Below are 17,794 nucleotides of genomic sequence, written 5' to 3' on the forward strand. Positions count from 1 at the left end.
TCTACGGGCGTGGCTGCTTTTCAGCCGCGCAGGCGTGCCAGCACCGCGTCGGTGGCCTGCGTGGTGCTCACCGCCAGGTCTGAAGTAGAGCCGACCGTTGGTCGGCTGCACCGATACATCCCGTAGAGCCGACCGTTGGTCGGCTGCACCGATGCATCCCGTAGAGCCGACCGTTGGTCGGCTGCGCCGAGGCATCCCGTAGAACCGACCGTTGGTCGGCTGCGCTCAATCCCTGCGCGGAGAGCAGCCGACCAACGGTCGGCTCTACAGGCGAGGCCGCTTTTCAGCCGCGCAGGCGTGCCAGCACCGCGTCGGTGGCCTGCGTGGTGCTTGCCGCCAGGTCTGAAGTAGAACCGACCGTTGGTCGGCTGCGCTCAATCCCGGCGCGGAGAGCAGCCGACCAACGGTCGGCTCTACGGGCGTGGCTGCTTTTCAGCCGCGCAGGCGCGCCAGCACCGCGTCGGTGGCCTGCGTGGTGCTCACCGCCTGGCCCTTGGCAGCCAGGTCTGCAGTGAACACGCCGGCATCCAGCGCCGCATGCACGGCCGCTTCCACCGCGGCGGCTTCGTCCTCCAACCCCAACGAATGGCGCAGCAGCATCGCGGCGCTGAAGATGGTGGCGTAGGGGTTGGCAATGCCCTTGCCGGCGATGTCCGGGGCCGAGCCGTGGATCGGCTCGTAGATGCCCACCGCGCCCGGCTCGCCCAGCGAGGCCGACGGCAGCAGACCCAGCGAACCGGCCAGCATCGAGGCTTCGTCGGTGAGGATGTCGCCGAACATGTTCTCGGTGACGATCACGTCGTACTCGCGCGGCTTGGCCAGCAGGTGCATGGCCATCGAATCGACCAGCTGGTGCTCCAGCGCAACGTCCGGGAACTCGTCGCGGCCGATGCGCGCGGCCACGTCACGCCACAGGCGCGAGGTTTCCAGCACGTTGGCCTTGTCCACCGACGTGACCTTGCCGCGGCGGGTCTGCGCCAGGCGGAAGGCGCTGCGCAGCACGCGCTCGATCTCGCCCACGCTGTAGCTGCACAGGTCGCTGGCGGTATCGGCGGTGCGGGTCTTCTCGCCGAAATAGATGCCGCCGGTCAGTTCACGCACCACCACGAAGTCCACGCCCTTCAGCAGCTCGGCCTTGATCGGCGACGCGTCCAGTGCGGCTTCATGGGTGCGCACCGGGCGCAGGTTGGCGTACAGGCCCAGCGCCTTGCGGATCGCCAGCAGGCCCTGCTCCGGGCGGACCTTGGCATTCGGGTCGGACCACTTCGGGCCGCCCACCGCGCCGAGCAGAATCGCCTGGGCGTTGCGGCAGGCGTCCAGCGTGGCGGCCGGCAGCGGCTCGCCATGGCGGTCGATGGCGATGCCCCCGATGTCGTGTTCGCTGAAGTTGAAGGTGTGGCCAAAGCGGTCGGCAACGGCGCCCAGCACCGCGACGGCGGCGGCGGCGACTTCCGGACCAATGCCGTCACCCGGCAGTACGACGATCTCAGCGTGCATGTTCACTCTCGTAACGTTCGATTTCAGACGTGCGGCCCAACAGATAGCCCAACTGGTCCACGCCCTCCAGCAGGCAGGTCTGCGAGAAGCCGTCCAGCGGGAAGGGGTAGACGCGGCCATCGGGCGTGCGCAGCTCGCGCGCGGCGATGTCGATGGTCAATGTGTCGTCCGGGCGCTGCATCAGCGTCTGCACGTCGGCCTCGTCCAGCACGATCGGCAGCAGCCCGTTCTTCAGGGAATTGCCGCGGAAGATGTCGGCGATTTCGCTGCTGACGATCGCGCGCAGGCCCAGGTCGGTCAGCGCCCACGGCGCGTGTTCGCGCGAGGAGCCGCAGCCGAAGTTGCGCCCGGCCAGCAGGATGCTGCGACCGGCGTTGTGCGGCTGGTTGAAGGCAAAGCCCGGGTTGGGCGTGCCGTCGGCCTGCCAGCGCCAGTCGTTGAAGGCGTGCTTGCCCAGGCCGGCGCGCTCGGTGGTGGACAGGAACCGCGCCGGGATGATCTGGTCGGTGTCGATATTGGTCTCGCGCAGTACCACGCTGGTCGAGGTCAGGGTACGGAAGCCGCTCATCAGGCCACCTCCTGGGCGGCATACAGGTCACGCGGGTCGGACACCCGCCCGTTCACCGCTGCCCAGGCCGCGGTCATCGGCGAGGCCAGCAGTGTGCGCGAGCCCGGGCCCTGGCGGCCTTCGAAGTTGCGGTTGCTGGTGCTCACCGCCAGCTGGCCGGGTGCCACCAGATCGCCGTTCATGGCGATGCACATCGAGCAGCCCGGCTCGCGCCACTCGGCCCCGGCGGCGCGCACGATGGCGTGGATGCCTTCGGCCTCGGCCTGCCGCTTGACGATCTCCGAGCCCGGCACCACCAGCATGCGCACGCCCTCGGCGACGCGGCGGCCCTGCAGCACCTGCGCCACTTCGCGCATGTCGCTCAGGCGGCCGTTGGTGCACGAGCCGACGAACACCACGTCCACCGGCGTGCCGGCCAGGGTCTGCCCGGCGTGGAAATGCATGTAGTCCAGGCCCTTCTGGTCGGCGGCATCGTTGGCCGCCGGGATCGGCTGGTCCACGGCGATGGCGGTGCCGGGGTGGGTGCCCCAGGTCAGCGTGGGGCGGATGTCGGCGGCCTCGATGTGGACCTCCGCATCGAAGCGTGCGCCGGCATCGCTGCGCAGCTGCGACCAGGCCGCCACGGCGGCGTCGAAGTCGGCGCCCTTGGGCCCGCGCGGGGTGTTGGCCACCCAGTCGAAGGTGGTCTGGTCCGGGGCCACCATGCCGGCGCGTGCACCGGCCTCGATCGACATGTTGCACAACGTCATGCGCTGCTCCATGTCCATCGCCTCGATGGCGCTGCCGCGGAATTCCAGCACGTGGCCGGTGCCGCCATTGACGCCGATCACGCCGATGATGTGCAGCACCACGTCCTTGGCGCCCACGCCCACCGGCAGCACGCCGTCGACCGTAATGGCCATGGTCTTCGCCTTGCGCTGCAGCAGGCACTGGGTAGCCAGCACGTGGCCCACTTCGCTGGTGCCGATGCCGAAGGCCAGGGCGCCGAACGCACCGTGGGTGGAGGTGTGGCTGTCGCCGCAGACGATGGTCATGCCCGGCTGGGTGAAACCCTGCTCGGGCGCGATCACGTGCACGATGCCGCGGTTGGCCGACTGCAGGTCGAACAGCTCGATGCCGTGCTCGGCACAGTTGCGCGCCAGCATGGCCACCTGGGCTTCGGAGGCGGCGCTGGCGTAGGGCAGCTTGCCGTCGGGGCCGGCCGGCAGGGTCGGGGTGGAGTGGTCCATGGTGGCCTTGGTCCGATCCGGCCGGCGCGGTGCCAGGCCGCGCTCGCGCAGTTCGGTGAAGGCCTGTGGCGAGGTCACTTCGTGGATCAGGTGCAGGTCGATGTACAGCACGGCGGGCGCGCTGTCCGATTCGGGCACGACGATGTGGGCGTCCCACAGTTTGTCGTACAGGGTGCGGGGAGCTGGGGTCATGGAATGGCCTTGCTGTGTTCGTGTCAAAGATAGGTCAAACGGTGCGCAGGCGCGCATCGAAGCGCAGCCGCACGTAATCGGCGGTCCACTGGCCGCGCGCGTCGCACTGGGTGGGCTCGAGCAGCGCGACCGCGTCGTCGATGACGCGCTGGCGCTGTGTAGCGTCCAGGCCGGTCAGGAACGGCGAGGCAAAGGTGCGCAGCCAGCCGCGCATGCCGGTGGGCAATGCGGTGGGACGGGCCTGCATCTCGATGTAACGCACCTGGAAGCCGTGCGCGCGCAGGCGCTCGGCGTAGTCGTCGGCGGTGGGGAAGTGCCACGGGAACGCCGGCACTGCGTGGCCGTTGCTGCACAGGGCGGCCTGCAGCGCGCTGGTGATGGCCACCACGTTGCCGTGCCCGCCCATCTCGGCCACGAAGCGGCCGCCCGGCTTCAGCGCACGGGCAACGCCGGCGATCACCTGGTCGGCACCGCGCATCCAGTGCAGGGCGGCGTTGCTGAACACTGCATCGAACTGGCGGGTGAAGGTCAGGGCATGGGCATCCATGACATGTGCCTCGATGCCACGTGCGCGCGCGCCGCCGACCAGCTCCGGCGAGGCGTCCACGCCGGTGATGTGCGCGCCGCTGAGCGCCAGGTCGACGCTCAACACGCCGTCGCCGCAACCCAGGTCGAGGATGCGTTCACCGCGCTGCGGATCGAGCAGCCGCGCGACCGCACCGCCGAGCACGGGCACGAAGCCGGCGTCGATGGCGTAGTCGTGCGCGTTCCACTGCTGGCCGGCGTCGGGGGTGGTGTGGCTGTCGAAGGCGCTCATGCAGACTCCTCAGGCGGCGGCGCTGGCCGCGGGTTGTTCGGCGGTGGCGTTGCGCTGGCGCAGCAGGCGGTTGGCCACGTCCAGCCAGGCCAGGGCGGAGGCTTCGATGATGTCGCGGCTGGTGCCGGTGCCTTCGTACTCCACGCCGTCGTGGCGCACGCTCAGGTTGGCTTCGCCGCGTGCATCGGCGCCGATGCCCACGCTGTGCACGTGGTAGCTGTCCAGCATCAGCTGCACGCCGGTGGCGGCCGACAGCGCGCCGAACAGCGCATCCACCGGGCCATCGCCCTGCGAGGTCTCGGCCACGCGGTTGCCGTCCGGGTCGGACAGCTCGACCAGCGCATTGGCGCGGCTGCCCACGTCACTGATGGTCATCGAGGCCAGGCGGTAGCCGTTCTGGGTGGCGCTGCCCTGCATCAGCACCTGCAGGTCGGCATCGGTGACCACGCGCTGCTGCTCGCACAGCGCCTTGAACTGCTCGAACACGTGCTTCAGTTCTTCCTCGTCCAGCCAGAAGCCCAGCGCACGCAGGCGCTGCTCGACCGCCGCGCGGCCGCTATGGCGGCCCAGCACCATCTGCGAGGACTCCCAGCCCACGTCTTCCGGGCGCATGATCTCGTAGGTGCCGCGGTGGCGCAGCATGCCGTGCTGGTGGATGCCCGACTCGTGCGCGAACGCGTTGGCACCGACGATCGCCTTGTTGCGCTGTACCGGCATGCCGACCAGGCGCTGCAGTAGCTGCGAGGTGGAGACGATGCGCGGGGTATTGATGCGGGTGTCTTCCTCGTAGAAGGCGTTGCGGACCTTCAGCACCATGGCGATCTCTTCCAGCGAGCAGTTGCCGGCCCGCTCGCCGATGCCGTTGATGGTGCATTCCACTTGGCGTGCGCCGCCTTCGATGGCAGCCAGCGAGTTGGCCACGGCCAGGCCCAGGTCGTTGTGGCAATGGGCACTGAAGATGATGCGGTCGCTGTCGGGCACCCCGGCGATGACGCGCTGGAACATGCCGCGGATCTCTTCGGGCGTGGTGAAGCCGACCGTGTCGGGCAGGTTGATGGTGGTGGCGCCGGCGGCCACGGCCACGCGCGCCACCTCGATCAGGAAGTCTTCCTCGGTGCGGGTGGCGTCCTCGGCGGAAAACTCCACGTCATCGATGTAGCTGCGCGCCAGGCTGACGTGCTTGTGTACCGATTCCAGTACCTGCTCGCGGCTCATCCGCAGCTTGTGCTCGCGGTGCAGCGGGCTGGTGGACAGGAACACGTGCAGGCGCGCGTTGGCCGCGGCTTCCAGGGCCTTGGCCGAGGTTTCGATATCGGCGGCCAGGCAGCGCGACAGCACCGCCAGCGTCGGCCGGCGCACTTCGCGGCCGATCATCGCCATCGCTTCGCGGTCGGACTGCGAGCTGGCCGGGAAGCCGGTTTCGATGATGTCCACGCCCAGCTCGTCCAGCGCACGGGCCATCACCAGTTTCTGCTGCGGGCTCATGCTGCAGCCGGGCGATTGCTCGCCGTCACGCAGGGTGGTGTCGAAAATTCTAATGCGGGGGGAGTTGGGCGTGGTCACCAGGAGGTCTCCTCGACAGCGATGTCGGATGGGGTCACAAAGGAAGGGGAAGCAGCGGGAATCTTGGGTGGGGCGAGCGCGGTCGGCAGGGATAGTCGCGTTCGCTCGCTGGCGCGGCGGCGGGGTTTGCGCGGCGGGCGGGGGCGGATGTCGGCCAGCAACTGGGCCAGCACCATCGCGTCGATGTTGCCGCCGCTGACCACCGCGCACTTGCGCTTGCCGGCCACGCGGCGCCCGGCTGCCAGGGCCAGGGCACCGGCGCCCTCGGCGATGACATGTTCTTCCAGCGCCAGCCGCACCAGGGTTTCGCGCAGCTCGGCTTCGCGCACGATCACCACATCGTCCAGCAGCGCGCTGCACAGCTTGCGGGTCAGGAAGCCGGGGATCTTGACCTTGACCCCGTCGGCCAGCGTGGCCACCGGGGCGATTTCGCGGACATCACCGCGGATCGCGCGGGCCATCGAATCGACGCCCTCGACCTGTGCGCCGACGATGCGCACGCCCTGCGATTTCAGCGCCAGCGCCACGCCGGAGGCCAGGCCACCGCCGCCGATCGGCACGATCACCACGTCCGGCGCATGCGGCGCCAGCTCGATGCCCAGCGTGCCTTGCCCGGCGATCACGTCGGGGTCGTCGAATGCGGACAGGAACCGGTAGCCGTGCTGGTCGGCCAGCGCACGCGCGAAGGCGTACGCCTCGTCGTAGCTGGTGCCGTGCTGGCGCACGGTGGCGCCCCAGTGGGCCACGCCCGCGATCTTGGTGGCCGGTGCGCCGTGCGGCATCACCGTGATCGCCGGGATGTCCAGGCGATACGCTGCCCAGGCCACGCCCTGGGCGTGGTTGCCGGCCGAGGCGCAGATCACCGGGCGGTCGTCACCGCGCTCGCGCCCGGCCAGCAGCGCGTTCAACGCGCCGCGCACCTTGTACGAGCCGGTGCGCTGCAGGTTCTCCAGCTTCAGCCACACGCCGAAGCGCTCGGCGTAATGCAGCGGGGTGGGTGGCAGATAGCGACGCAGCCGCGCCTGCGCGGCCAGCACGTCGGCGACGCTTACCTCGCCTACGTCCGGTTCCTGCGGGGCACCGCTAGTGGGCATTTCGCCCCCGGCCACGGTGATCGCCGGCATGCGCTGCGCGGTGCCACGACGCCCCTGCGTGGTGCGACGCCATGCATCCTGCACGCGCACCACGTGTACATCCCCGTGCTTCGAGAAGAGACCTCCGTACCGGCACCGTGGAAACGGTGCGGGCGTTCATACCGATACTCCGGTACCGGGTTCCAGCGCGCTGATGCGCACCGAGACACAGTCGTAGATCTTCTCGATCTGGCGGCACAGGGTCTCCGGCGGACGGCTGCTGTCCACCACCATCTGCAGGTGCCAGCGGCCGTTGTCGGCCGCATTGGGCGCACCGGCGATCGCGCGCGGCGCGAAGCCGCGGCGTTCGGCCATGCCGATCACGCGCAGCAGCGCGCCCTCGGCGGGAACCAGCACCAGGTCAAGCCGGTATTGCATTGGGGAACTCCTGGGACTGATGGGCTGGATTGCTTTCCAGCATGGTGCTGTTGGCGTTGTTGGGCGGCACCAGCGGCCACACGTTGGCGCGGGCATCGATGGCCACGTGCAGCAGCGCCGGGCCCGGCTGGGCCAGCAGCGCGGCCAGGCCGCCCTCGACGTCGTCGCGGGCCTCGATGCGGGTGGCGGGAATGCCGAACACCTGGGCCAGCGCGGCGAAGTCCGGGTTGTCGGACAGGTCGATCTCGCTGTAACGCTCGGCGAAGAACAGTTCCTGCCACTGGCGCACCATGCCCAGCGAACTGTTGTCCAGCAGCACGATCTTCACCGGCAGGCGGCAGCGGGCGATGGTGGCCAGCTCCTGCACGTTCATCATGAAGCTGCCATCGCCGGACACCAGCACCACGGTGCGGTCGGGGCAGGCGAACTGCGCACCCATCGCCGCCGGCAGGCCGAAGCCCATGGTGCCCAGCGCGCCGCTGGTCAGGTGGTTGCGCGGGTGGTTGAAGCGGCAGTGCTGGGCCACCCACATCTGGTGCTGGCCCACGTCGCAGGCAATGATCGCATCGCTCGGGGCCAGCTCGCTCAGGCGCTTCAGCAGCGCCGGGGCGTAGATGTGCTTGCCCGGGGCGTCGTAGCGCGCGGCGAAGCGCTCGCGATGGGTGCCGCACCGCTTGCGCCAGGCCTCCTGCGAGGCCGGCGCGGTGGCAGCGGCGGTCAGCGCACGCAGCGCGCCGCCCACGTTGCCCGGCACGGCGATGTCGGCACTGCGCAGCTTGGAGATCTCATACGCATCGGCGTCGATGTGGATGACCCGCGCGAACGGGGCGAACTCGTTCAACTTGCCGGTGGCGCGGTCGTCGAAGCGCGCGCCCACCACCACCAGCAGATCGCTCTCCTGCACGGCCATGTTGGCCGCGCGGGTGCCGTGCATGCCCAGCATGCCCAGGTAGTGCGGGTGCTGTGGCGGCAGCGCGCCCAGCCCACGCAGGGTCAGCACGGTGGGGATGGCGCTGGCCTCCACGAACGCGCGGAAGTCCTCCACCGCATCGCCCAGCGCCACGCCACCGCCGGCGTAGACCACCGGCTTCTCGGCGGCGGCGATCGCGGCAATGGCCTGGGCCACTGCGTCGTCCTGCGGTGCCGGCGGCGGGCTCACCGTGGCCGGGGTGTGCGCCGGCAGGTGCGAGGCATCGGCGATCTGCACGTCCTTGGGCAGGTCGATCAGGACCGGACCGGGGCGGCCTTCGCGCGCAATGCGGAACGCTTCACGGACCACGCGCGGCAGGTCGTCCACCGAGCGCACCAGCCAGCTGTGCTTGACGATCGGCATGGTCAGCCCGAATACGTCCAGTTCCTGGAACGCGTCGGTGCCCAGCAGCGGGGTGGCGACCTGGCCGGTGATGCAGACCATCGGCACCGAATCCAGCATCGCATCGGCGATGCCGGTAACCAGGTTGGAGGCGCCCGGGCCGGAGGTGGCGACACAGACGCCGACCTGGCCGCTGGCACGGGCATAACCGTTGGCGGCCAGTGCCGCGCCTTGTTCGTGGCGGACCAGGATGTGCTTCAGCCCCGAATCCACCAGGGCGTCGTAGAACGGCATGATGGTGCCGCCGGGGTAGCCGAACAGCGTGTGCACGCCCTCGGCTTCCAGGGCCTGCGTCAACCAGCGTGCGCCGTTGCGGGGCGCGGTGCTGTGTGCGGAGGTGTTCATGCGTTGACCTTTACGAAAGCGGGTGGGGGAGCCGCGCGGTTACGCGGCTTGACTTTGCAACCAGACCATCTTGGCGCGCAGTTCCTTGCCTACCTTTTCGATCGGATGCTCCAGGTCGGCCTGCTTGAACTTGGTGTAGTTGGGCAGGCCCGCCTCGTACTCGGCCACCCAGTTCTTGGTGAAGGTGCCGTTCTGGATGTCGGTCAGTACGTCCTTCATGCGCGCCTTGGTACCGGCGTCGATGACGCGCGGGCCGCTGACGTAGTCGCCGTACTGCGCGGTTTCGGAGATGAACTCCAGCATGCGGGTGATGCCGCCTTCGTAGAACAGGTCCACGATCAGCTTCAGTTCGTGCAGCACTTCGTAGTAGGCGATTTCCGGCTGGTAACCGGCTTCCACCAGCGTTTCGAAACCGGCCTGGACCAGCGCCGAGGCACCGCCGCACAGCACCGCCTGCTCGCCGAACAGATCGGTCTCGGTCTCTTCCTTGAAGGTGGTCTGGATCAGGTTGGCGCGTGCGCCGCCCAGGCCGGTGGCGTAGGCCAGCGCGTAGTCGGCGGCCTTGCCGCTCCTGTCCTGGTAGACCGCCCAGATGCACGGCACGCCGCGGCCGATCTCGTACTCACGGCGCACCAGCGCACCCGGGCCCTTCGGCGCGACCAGCACCACGTCCAGGTCGTCGCGCGGCTTGATCATGTCGAAATGCACGTTCAAGCCATGCGCGAACAACAGCACCGCGCCCTGTTTCATGTTGGGGGCGAGCACGTCCTCGTAGAGCTTCTTCTGCACCATGTCCGGGGTCAGCACGGCCACCAGGTCGGCCTCCTTGACCGCCTCGGCCGGGGCCTTGACGGTGAAGCCGTCGGCCTGTGCCTTGACCTCGGTGGGACCGCCCGGGCGCAGCCCGATGACGACGTCGAAGCCGGATTCGCGCAGGTTCAGCGCGTGCGCGCGGCCCTGGCTGCCGTAGCCGACAACAGCGATCTTGATCTGGGGCAGGTCGTTGGTGCTCATGGGGGAGATCCTTTGGCGGAAAGAAAAAAATGGCCGACGGTCAGGGACACGTCGGCCAGTCAGGGGAAGGGGTGGCGCGCGCCATGCCACCAACGCACGCCGCCGCCGGGCAGGCGGTGGGCGTGGAAGCGGTGCTGGCGGGCTGGCGGGTCATGGCGGCAAGGGCAGTCGAAAAGGGGGAGGGGAGGAATCGAGGGGCTCTGAAACGAAAAAACCCGCACCTGGGTGGGTGCGGGTTTTGATGGATACCTGGCAGTCTTGCTTACACGCCGGTCCGTCCCGCACCTGTTGGTTGGGTAATAAGTACGAGGACGAGAAGCGAACGGATCGAGGCCCCGCCGGTGTCGGCGTGCTGGATGGATTCGCGGGTGGCTGTGCGCTGCAACATGAGATCGAGAAAACCACAGCGGTTTTGGCGCTGTCAACCTTTGCCGGCACATTTCCAACGGTTTCGCCTGCATCCAGCGCAAAGGCCCGTCGCACAAGGATGGTTGCGGCTGAAAGCGTTGTGGTGAACCGGAATTCACTATTTTCAGGGCCGCTTCTGCGCGGATTCCGGTCCGTTTCCCGAGCAGCAGCATGACCATTGTCGGATGCCATGGACGGGCCACTGCCGCCACTATCGGTGGGGCTACCACCCCTCCAGGAACCTCCCGTGCCCCGACGTCTTGCCCGCGGCCTGCTTGCCGCCGCCGTGCTGTGTGCCCTCCCCATTGCCGGCATCGCCGCCGACCGCATCACCGGCCACACCTTCGCCACCCGCTCGGAAGTGATCGCCCCGCACGCGATGGCGGCCACCTCCCAACCGCTGGCCACCCAGATCGCGCTGGACGTGATGAAGGGCGGCGGCTCGGCCGTGGACGCGGCGATCGCGGCCAACGCAGCGCTGGGGTTGATGGAGCCCACCGGCAATGGCGTCGGCGGCGACCTGTTTGCCATCGTGTGGGACCCGAAGACGCAGAAGCTCTACGGCTACAACGGCTCGGGCCGGTCGCCGAAGTCGCTGACCCTGGCCGAGTTCCAGCGCCGCGGGCTGAAGGAGATCCCGGCCGCCGGTCCGTTGCCGGTATCGGTGCCCGGCGCCGTGGATGGCTGGTTCGCGCTGCATGAGCGCTTCGGCCGCAAGCCGATGGCCGACAATCTGGCCCCCGCCATCCGCTACGCGCGCGAGGGCCACCCGGTCGCCGAAGTGATCGCCTACTACTGGGACCGCTCGGTGCCCAAGCTGTCGCAGTACCCCGGCTTCAAGGAACAGTTCACCGTCAACGGGCATGCGCCGCGCAAGGGCGAGCTGTGGAAGAACCCGAACCTGGCCAACACCCTGGAACAGATCGCCCAAGGCGGCCGCGACGCGTTCTACAAGGGCGATATCGCCCGCACCATCGGCAGCTACTTCAAGGCCAATGGCGGCTACCTCAGCTACGAGGACATGGCCAGCCACCACGGCGAGTGGGTCGAGCCGGTGAGCAGCAATTACCGCGGCTATGACGTGTGGGAACTGCCGCCCAACAGCCAGGGCATTGCGGCGCTGCAGATCCTCAACGTGCTGGAGGGTTACGACTTCTCGAAGATCGCCTTTGGCTCACCCGAGCATGTGCACCTGTTCGTGGAGGCCAAGAAGCTGGCCTTCGCCGACCGCGCCCGGTTCTACAGCGACCCGGCGTTCCAGCCGGCGCCGGTGGCCAAGCTGGTGTCCAAGGGCTACGCCGCGGAGCGTCGCGCGCTGATCTCGATGGACAAGGCGCTGCGCGAAGTGCAGCCCGGCACGCCCAGGCAGCTGGAGGAGGGCGACACGATCTACATGACCGTGGCCGACGCGGACGGCATGATGGTGTCGCTGATCCAGTCCAACTACCGCGGCATGGGCAGCGGCATGGCCCCGCCGGGGCTGGGCTTCATCCTGCAGGATCGCGGCGAGATGTTCGTGCTGCGCAAGGACCATCCCAACGGCTATGCGCCGGGCAAGCGCCCGTTCCAGACCATCATCCCGGGCTTCGTGACCAAGGGCGGCAAACCCTGGATGAGCTTCGGCGTGATGGGCGGGGCGATGCAGCCGCAGGGTCATGCGCAGATCGTGATGAACATGGTCGACTTCGGGATGAACCTGCAGGAGGCTGGCGACGCACCGCGCATCCAGCACGAGGGCTCGACCGAACCGACCGGGCAGGCCACCGCGATGAGCGACGGCGGCGAGGTCAACCTGGAAACCGGCTTCCCGTACGAGACGGTGCGCGCACTGATGCGCAAGGGCCACCGGGTGGTATTCGCCGACGGCCCGTACGGCGGCTACCAGGCGATCCTGCGCGACCCGGACACCGGCGTGTATTACGGCGCATCGGAGAGCCGCAAGGATGGGCAGGCGGCGGGGTACTGACCACGCGAGGCAGAGCCACGCCATGCGTGGCTGCGCCTTCCGCGCTCATTGTCATGGGGGCCGTTGGCTGAGGAATGTTGCTGCCGAGCATGGCTCGGCACTACCAGTGCAACGTCAACCCCAGCCCACCGGCCGTCACCCATAAAGGTCGCGAAACGCCCACGCACCATCACCCCCAGCCCCGACAATCGCGACGCATCCCAGGTAGAGCCGAGCCACGCTCGGCTGCTCGCCCAACCGCCCAGCCATGTGTCCAAGGGCAGGGTGCACGGGATCGCGAAACGCCCACGCACCATCACCCCAACCCCGACAATCGCGACCCATCCCAGGTAGAGCCGAGCCACGCTCGGCTGCTGTCCCCAACCGCCCAGCCATCTCCCCGAGGGCAGGGTGCACGGGATCGCGAAACGCCCACCCACCATCCCCCCAGCCCCGACAATCGCAACCCATCCCAGGTAGAGCCGAGCCATGCTCGGCTGCTTTCCCCAACCCCGCCCCACGCACGGGCCTCACGGCCACACCACTAAGGTGCCCGCGCCGCCTCGTCGCGCGTTTCTTCCTGCGCGGCGATCTCGCGCTCGATCCACTCGTCCATCATCCGTCGCGCCCGCTGGGCGCGGCGGCGCTGCAGGGCGTACTCGGTATCGAGTACCCGGTACAGCGACCACATCACCAGCAGCATTAGCAGCGCAAACGGCAGCGCTGCGATCGTGATCATGCCCTGCAACGCGGTCAGGCCGCCGGCCAGCAGCAACACCCCGGCGATCAGCGCGATCGCCACGCCCCACACCATGCGCCGTGCCAGCGGCGGATCGCCGGCTTCCTCGGTGGACATCGTCGCCAGCACCAGCACCGCCGAATCGGCCGAGGTCACGAAGAAGATCATCAGCAGCACCAGCGCGATCACCGACAGCACCGTCGGCATCGGCAGGCTGTCGAACATGGTGAACAGCACCGTCTCGTAGCCGTTGCCCAGCGCCTGGGCCAGGTCCACGTGCCCGAAGATCTGCGACCACAGCGCGGTCCCGCCAAACACCGAGAACCACAGGAAGCCCAGCACGCTCGGCGCGATCACCACGCCCAGCACGAACTCGCGGATGCTGCGCCCGCGCGAGACCCGCGCAATGAACGAGCCCACGAACGGCGCCCATGCGATCCACCACGCCCAGTAGAAGATCGTCCAGTCGGCCACCCACGTACTGCCGGAGAACGGCGACATGCGCAGGCTCATCGTCACCAGCGAATTGAGGTACGAGCCGATGGTGGTGGTGAACGTATCGAAGATGAAGCCGGTGGGCCCCAGCACCAGCACCAGGGCCAGCAGCATCGCAGCCAGGCCGAGGTTGAAATTGGACAGCCACTTGATGCCGCGGTTGACCCCGCTGGTGGTGGAGGCCATGTACAGCACGAAGGCCACCGCGATGATGGTCAGCTGCACCGGGATCGAATCGCGGATGCCGAACACCCGCTGCAGCCCCGCGGCGATCTGGATCGTGCCGAAGCCCAGCGTGGTGGCCACGCCGATGGCCGTTGCCACCACGGCCGCCACGTTGACCACCGTGCCGATCCAGCCACGGTGGTGGGCGCCGATCAGCGGCTGCAGCAGGTCGCTGATCAAGCCGCGGCCGTTGCGGTTGAACTGGAACCAGGCCATCGCCAGCCCGATCAGCGCATAGATCGCCCACGGATGCAGGCCCCAGTGGAAGAACGCATAGCGCATCGAGGCACGGGCGGCCTCCATGCTCTGCGGCGCCAATCCTTCCGGCGGCTTGATGAAGTGCGAGATCGGTTCGGCGGCCCCCCAGAACACCAGGCCAATGCCCATGCCCGCGGCAAACAGCATCGACATCCAGCTCGCGTTGGAGAAGTCCGGCTCGGCATCTTCGCCGCCGATGCGCAGCGAACCCAGCCGGCCGAACGCCAGGTACATCAGGAACGACAGGGTGATGAACACCACCAGCAGGTACAGCCAGCCGGTGCTGCGGATGATGTGGCCCAGGCCACTCTGCACCACGTCGTTGAAGGGGCCGGGCGCGAGGCCGGCGATCAGCACCAGGATGACGATCAGTGCGATGGAAATGCGAAACACCATGCGGGGAGTTTCTCCGTACGAATGAGGCGAGCCAATGCCTGCCGTCTCCAGCGCGACAACACCCGCTGGGGCGATTCAAGCCGGTCGATGCCGGGCGATGCGGAACTCCGCTGCGGACGGGAGAGGCCCTGCCGCGCCGCAGCATTCTAGGCCATGCACTGTCAGCGCATTGTTCACGTTCAAACCGGCGCCGCCGAGGCGCTCGTCGGGGATGCGCCAATCGCGTCGGTGTTGTGGTCTAATTCGCCCCGAAGCGGGGGTACCGCGGCCCAACGGCCACGGTTGAGATAGTCCCTTCGAACCTGATCCGGTTGACACCGGCGTAGGGATGCTTCGCAACAGGTGACGCATTGCGCCATCGGACCCCCGTCCGACGGCGGCCCGTGATGCGTCCGCCGTGCGCCGCCGCTTCGTCCCTTCCGCCACGTCCCGTGCGGAAACCGATCCAGGACGAAGCCAGATGAACGCACCGCACCCCACCTTGCAGCAGCAAGCCCAGCAACTCTCCACGTCGGTCACCCGGCCGATCCCGGGGTCGCGCAAGATCCACGTGCCCGGATCGCGCAGCGACGTGCAGGTCCCCATGCGCGAGATCGTGCTGACCCGCACCCCGACGCTGTTCGGCGGCGAAGAGAACGCACCGGTCACCGTGTACGACACCTCCGGCCCGTACACCGACCCGCAGGCCGCCATCGACCTTGCCGCCGGGCTGCCGGCGTTGCGCGCAGGCTGGGTGGCCGAGCGCGGCGATACCGAGCCGCTGGCCCGCTTGAGCTCCGCGTTCGGGCGTTCGCGCGCGCTCGACGCGCGCCTGGATGCGGTGCGCTTCCCGTCGCGCACCCAGCCGCGTCGCGCGCTGGCCGGCGCCAACGTCACCCAGATGCACTACGCGCGCCGCGGCATCATCACCCCGGAGATGGAGTTCGTCGCCATCCGCGAAAACCAGCGGCTGGAGGCGGTCCGCGAGGCGGCGCTGCTGCGGCAGCATCCCGGCGAGGCGTTCGGCGCCTCGATTCCGGCGCTGATCACCCCGGCGTTCGTCCGCGACGAGATCGCCCGTGGTCGTGCCGTGCTGCCCAACAACATCAACCACCCCGAAAGCGAGCCGATGATCATCGGCCGCAACTTCCTCACCAAGATCAACGCCAACATCGGCAACAGCGCGGTGTCCTCGGGCATCGCCGAGGAGGTGGAAAAGCTGGTGTGGGCGATCCGCTGGGGCGGTGACACCGTGATGGACCTGTCCACCGGCAAGCACATCCATGAAACGCGCGAGTGGATCATCCGCAACTCGCCGGTCGCCATCGGCACGGTGCCGATCTACCAGGCGCTGGAGAAGGTGGATGGGCGTGCCGAAGACCTGAGCTGGCCGATCTTCCGCGACACCCTGATCGAGCAGGCCGAGCAGGGCGTGGACTACTTCACCATCCACGCCGGGGTGCTGCTGCGCTACGTCCCGCTCACCGCCCGACGGGTGACGGGCATCGTCTCGCGCGGGGGCTCGATCATGGCCAAGTGGTGCCTGGCCCACCACAAGGAGAATTTCCTCTACACGCACTTCGAGGATATCTGCGAGATCATGAAGGCCTACGACGTGACCTTCTCGCTGGGCGATGGCCTGCGCCCGGGCTGCATCGCCGACGCCAACGACGCAGCGCAGTTCGGCGAGCTGGAAACCCTCGGTGAATTGACCAAGGTGGCGTGGAAGCACGACGTGCAGACCATGATCGAGGGCCCCGGCCACGTGCCGATGCAGCTGATCAAGGAAAACATGGACAAGCAGCTGCGCGAGTGCGGTGAAGCGCCGTTCTACACGCTCGGCCCGCTCACCACCGACATCGCGCCTGGCTACGACCACATCACCAGCGCGATCGGCGCGGCGATGATCGGCTGGTACGGCACGGCGATGCTCTGCTATGTCACCCCGAAGGAACACCTGGGGCTACCCAACCGCCAGGACGTGCGCGACGGCATCATGGCCTACCGCATCGCCGCGCATGCCGCCGACCTGGCCAAGGGCCATCCGGGCGCGCAGGTGCGCGACAACGCGCTGAGCAAGGCGCGCTTCGAGTTCCGCTGGGAGGACCAGTTCCACCTCGGCCTGGATCCGGAGAAGGCCAAGGAGTTCCACGACGAGACCCTGCCCAAGGACGCGCACAAGCTGGCGCACTTCTGTTCGATGTGCGGCCCGCACTTCTGTTCGATGAAGATCACCCAGGACGTGCGCGACTATGCCGCCGAGCATGGCTTGGGCGAACAGGACGCGCTGCAGGACGGAATGGCCGGCAAATCGGCGGAGTTCCGCGCGTTGGGCGCGGACGTGTACCGGCAGGCGTGATGGGCCGTGCCGGGGCGGCGCGCTCGTCGTCCCGGCACGCTCATGCGACCACCGCGGGCAACGCGCTAAGCTCGGCGGCAACCGGGGCAGGGAAGGGATCTGGCATGGCCATCGCACGCACCACCAAATGGCTGGCCATCGCCCGCCGGCATCCGTCGGCCTGGCTGCTCGGTGTCCAGTTGCTGGGCGTGCTGCTGTACCCGGCGATGGACGAGGCCGGGGCCAGCCGCGCGGTGTTCGGCGCGTTCGGCATTGCCGTGCTCGGCCTGGCGTTGTGGGTGGTGCGGCGCAGCCCGCTGGGCATGTGGCTGGCGTTGCTGCTGGCGATTCCCTCGGTGGTGTTTTCCATCAGCGGCGCCCTGTTGGGCCGGCCCGCACTCACCACCACCGCGCAACTGCTGGAATGCCTGCTGTACTTCTATACCGCCGGCAGCCTCACCGCCTACATGCTGCAGGACCACAAGGTCACCCGCGACGAGCTGTTTGCGGCCGGGGCGACATTCACCCTGCTCGCCTGGGCATTCGCGTTCGCCTTCTCGGTTTGCCAACAGTGGTACCCGGGCAGTTTCCTGGCCACCAGCGAAACCGAATTGCGCACCTGGATGGAGCTGCTTTATCTCAGCTTCAGCTTGCTGTCCGGGGTCGGTTTGAGCGACGTCGTGCCGGTGCATCCGCAGGCCCGGGCACTGGTCATGCTGGAGCAGTTTGCAGGCGTGATGTACGTGGCTTTGGTGGTTTCCAGGCTGGTCGGATTGACCATGCTTCGGCGTGGACGAAACTGAATCGCAGATAAAAAATTCGCGCCCGAAGGCGCGAATACTGAAGCGATTTATGTGAATTCGTCGGCGAGAGAGAGCCTGATGTTGTCCACGCGCACAGGCG

The 17,794-nt window shown here is 68.3% G+C and carries 13 protein-coding genes and 1 riboswitch; of the genes, 3 read left to right on the plus strand and 10 right to left on the minus strand.

What is annotated here, in order from left to right:
• Positions 1 to 432: 432 nt before the first annotated feature.
• From leuB to ilvC, 9 genes are all read right to left on the minus strand, one after another.
• Positions 433 to 1,497, minus strand: coding sequence for a 3-isopropylmalate dehydrogenase (gene leuB, locus AC06FD_RS00005; protein WP_478076693.1), 1,065 nt, complete (start codon positions 1,495 to 1,497; stop codon positions 433 to 435).
• Positions 1,487 to 2,065, minus strand: a complete 579-nt coding sequence (gene leuD / locus AC06FD_RS00010) for a 3-isopropylmalate dehydratase small subunit (RefSeq protein ID WP_394164597.1) — start codon at positions 2,063 to 2,065, stop codon at positions 1,487 to 1,489. The genes leuB and leuD overlap by 11 nt, the downstream gene beginning before the upstream one ends.
• The gene (leuC, locus tag AC06FD_RS00015) at positions 2,065 to 3,486 is read right to left on the minus strand and encodes a 3-isopropylmalate dehydratase large subunit (RefSeq protein WP_478076694.1); all 1,422 of its coding nucleotides are present in this window, start codon (positions 3,484 to 3,486) and stop codon (positions 2,065 to 2,067) included. Before leuC ends, leuD begins: the two co-directional genes overlap by 1 nt.
• Positions 3,487 to 3,520: 34 nt before the next feature.
• Positions 3,521 to 4,303, minus strand: a complete 783-nt coding sequence (locus AC06FD_RS00020) for a methyltransferase domain-containing protein (protein WP_478076695.1) — start codon at positions 4,301 to 4,303, stop codon at positions 3,521 to 3,523.
• A 9-nt stretch (positions 4,304 to 4,312) separates the two neighbouring features.
• On the minus strand, positions 4,313 to 5,866 hold the full coding sequence (locus AC06FD_RS00025; protein WP_478047322.1) for a 2-isopropylmalate synthase: 1,554 nt from the start codon (positions 5,864 to 5,866) through the stop codon (positions 4,313 to 4,315).
• The gene (locus AC06FD_RS00030) at positions 5,863 to 6,960 is read right to left on the minus strand and encodes a threonine dehydratase (protein ID WP_259207807.1); all 1,098 of its coding nucleotides are present in this window, start codon (positions 6,958 to 6,960) and stop codon (positions 5,863 to 5,865) included. Before AC06FD_RS00030 ends, AC06FD_RS00025 begins: the two co-directional genes overlap by 4 nt.
• A 156-nt stretch (positions 6,961 to 7,116) precedes the next feature.
• A complete protein-coding gene (locus tag AC06FD_RS00035; protein ID WP_128095641.1) occupies positions 7,117 to 7,377 on the minus strand; it encodes an ACT domain-containing protein in 261 nt (86 codons plus the stop codon).
• Entirely contained in the window at positions 7,361 to 9,094 is a 1,734-nt protein-coding gene (gene ilvG, locus AC06FD_RS00040) for an acetolactate synthase 2 catalytic subunit (protein ID WP_394164594.1), read from the minus strand. Before ilvG ends, AC06FD_RS00035 begins: the two co-directional genes overlap by 17 nt.
• Before the next feature lie 39 nt (positions 9,095 to 9,133).
• Positions 9,134 to 10,108 (minus strand): ketol-acid reductoisomerase, encoded by a 975-nt coding sequence (gene ilvC, locus AC06FD_RS00045; RefSeq protein WP_394164593.1) that lies wholly within the window; start codon positions 10,106 to 10,108, stop codon positions 9,134 to 9,136.
• Between the two features lie 655 nt (positions 10,109 to 10,763).
• Between ilvC and ggt the strand changes: the two genes are divergently transcribed.
• Positions 10,764 to 12,482 (plus strand): gamma-glutamyltransferase, encoded by a 1,719-nt coding sequence (gene ggt, locus AC06FD_RS00050; RefSeq protein ID WP_478076696.1) that lies wholly within the window; start codon positions 10,764 to 10,766, stop codon positions 12,480 to 12,482.
• A 523-nt stretch (positions 12,483 to 13,005) separates the two neighbouring features.
• Here the strand turns inward: ggt and AC06FD_RS00055 are convergent.
• Positions 13,006 to 14,574, minus strand: a complete 1,569-nt coding sequence (locus AC06FD_RS00055; protein WP_478076697.1) for a BCCT family transporter — start codon at positions 14,572 to 14,574, stop codon at positions 13,006 to 13,008.
• Positions 14,575 to 14,819: 245 nt separating this feature from the next.
• A riboswitch (TPP riboswitch) is annotated at positions 14,820 to 14,921 on the plus strand.
• Positions 14,922 to 15,034: 113 nt separating this feature from the next.
• Here AC06FD_RS00055 and thiC point away from each other — a divergent pair.
• Positions 15,035 to 16,912 (plus strand): phosphomethylpyrimidine synthase ThiC, encoded by a 1,878-nt coding sequence (thiC, locus tag AC06FD_RS00060; protein ID WP_259207567.1) that lies wholly within the window; start codon positions 15,035 to 15,037, stop codon positions 16,910 to 16,912.
• A 104-nt stretch (positions 16,913 to 17,016) separates the two neighbouring features.
• A complete protein-coding gene (locus AC06FD_RS00065) occupies positions 17,017 to 17,694 on the plus strand; it encodes an ion channel (protein ID WP_259207565.1) in 678 nt (225 codons plus the stop codon).
• The last annotated feature ends 100 nt before the right edge of the window (positions 17,695 to 17,794 follow it).

The sequence above is a fragment of the Stenotrophomonas sp. Steno-Z1 genome, from assembly GCF_056393175.1.

What these genes read in the sequence shown, in the direction of transcription:
- leuD (WP_394164597.1), bottom strand. Translation starts at nt 2,065, where the DNA reads ATGAGCGGCTTCCGTACCCTGACCTCGACCAGCGTGGTACTGCGCGAG.
- ilvG (WP_394164594.1), bottom strand. Translation starts at nt 9,094, where the DNA reads ATGAACACCTCCGCACACAGCACCGCGCCCCGCAACGGCGCACGCTGG.
- leuB (WP_478076693.1), bottom strand. Translation starts at nt 1,497, where the DNA reads ATGCACGCTGAGATCGTCGTACTGCCGGGTGACGGCATTGGTCCGGAA.
- leuC (WP_478076694.1), bottom strand. Translation starts at nt 3,486, where the DNA reads ATGACCCCAGCTCCCCGCACCCTGTACGACAAACTGTGGGACGCCCAC.
- ilvC (WP_394164593.1), bottom strand. Translation starts at nt 10,108, where the DNA reads ATGAGCACCAACGACCTGCCCCAGATCAAGATCGCTGTTGTCGGCTAC.
- AC06FD_RS00055 (WP_478076697.1), bottom strand. Translation starts at nt 14,574, where the DNA reads ATGGTGTTTCGCATTTCCATCGCACTGATCGTCATCCTGGTGCTGATC.
- AC06FD_RS00030 (WP_259207807.1), bottom strand. Translation starts at nt 6,960, where the DNA reads ATGCCCACTAGCGGTGCCCCGCAGGAACCGGACGTAGGCGAGGTAAGC.
- AC06FD_RS00035 (WP_128095641.1), bottom strand. Translation starts at nt 7,377, where the DNA reads ATGCAATACCGGCTTGACCTGGTGCTGGTTCCCGCCGAGGGCGCGCTG.
- thiC (WP_259207567.1), top strand. Translation starts at nt 15,035, where the DNA reads ATGAACGCACCGCACCCCACCTTGCAGCAGCAAGCCCAGCAACTCTCC.
- AC06FD_RS00020 (WP_478076695.1), bottom strand. Translation starts at nt 4,303, where the DNA reads ATGAGCGCCTTCGACAGCCACACCACCCCCGACGCCGGCCAGCAGTGG.
- AC06FD_RS00065 (WP_259207565.1), top strand. Translation starts at nt 17,017, where the DNA reads ATGGCCATCGCACGCACCACCAAATGGCTGGCCATCGCCCGCCGGCAT.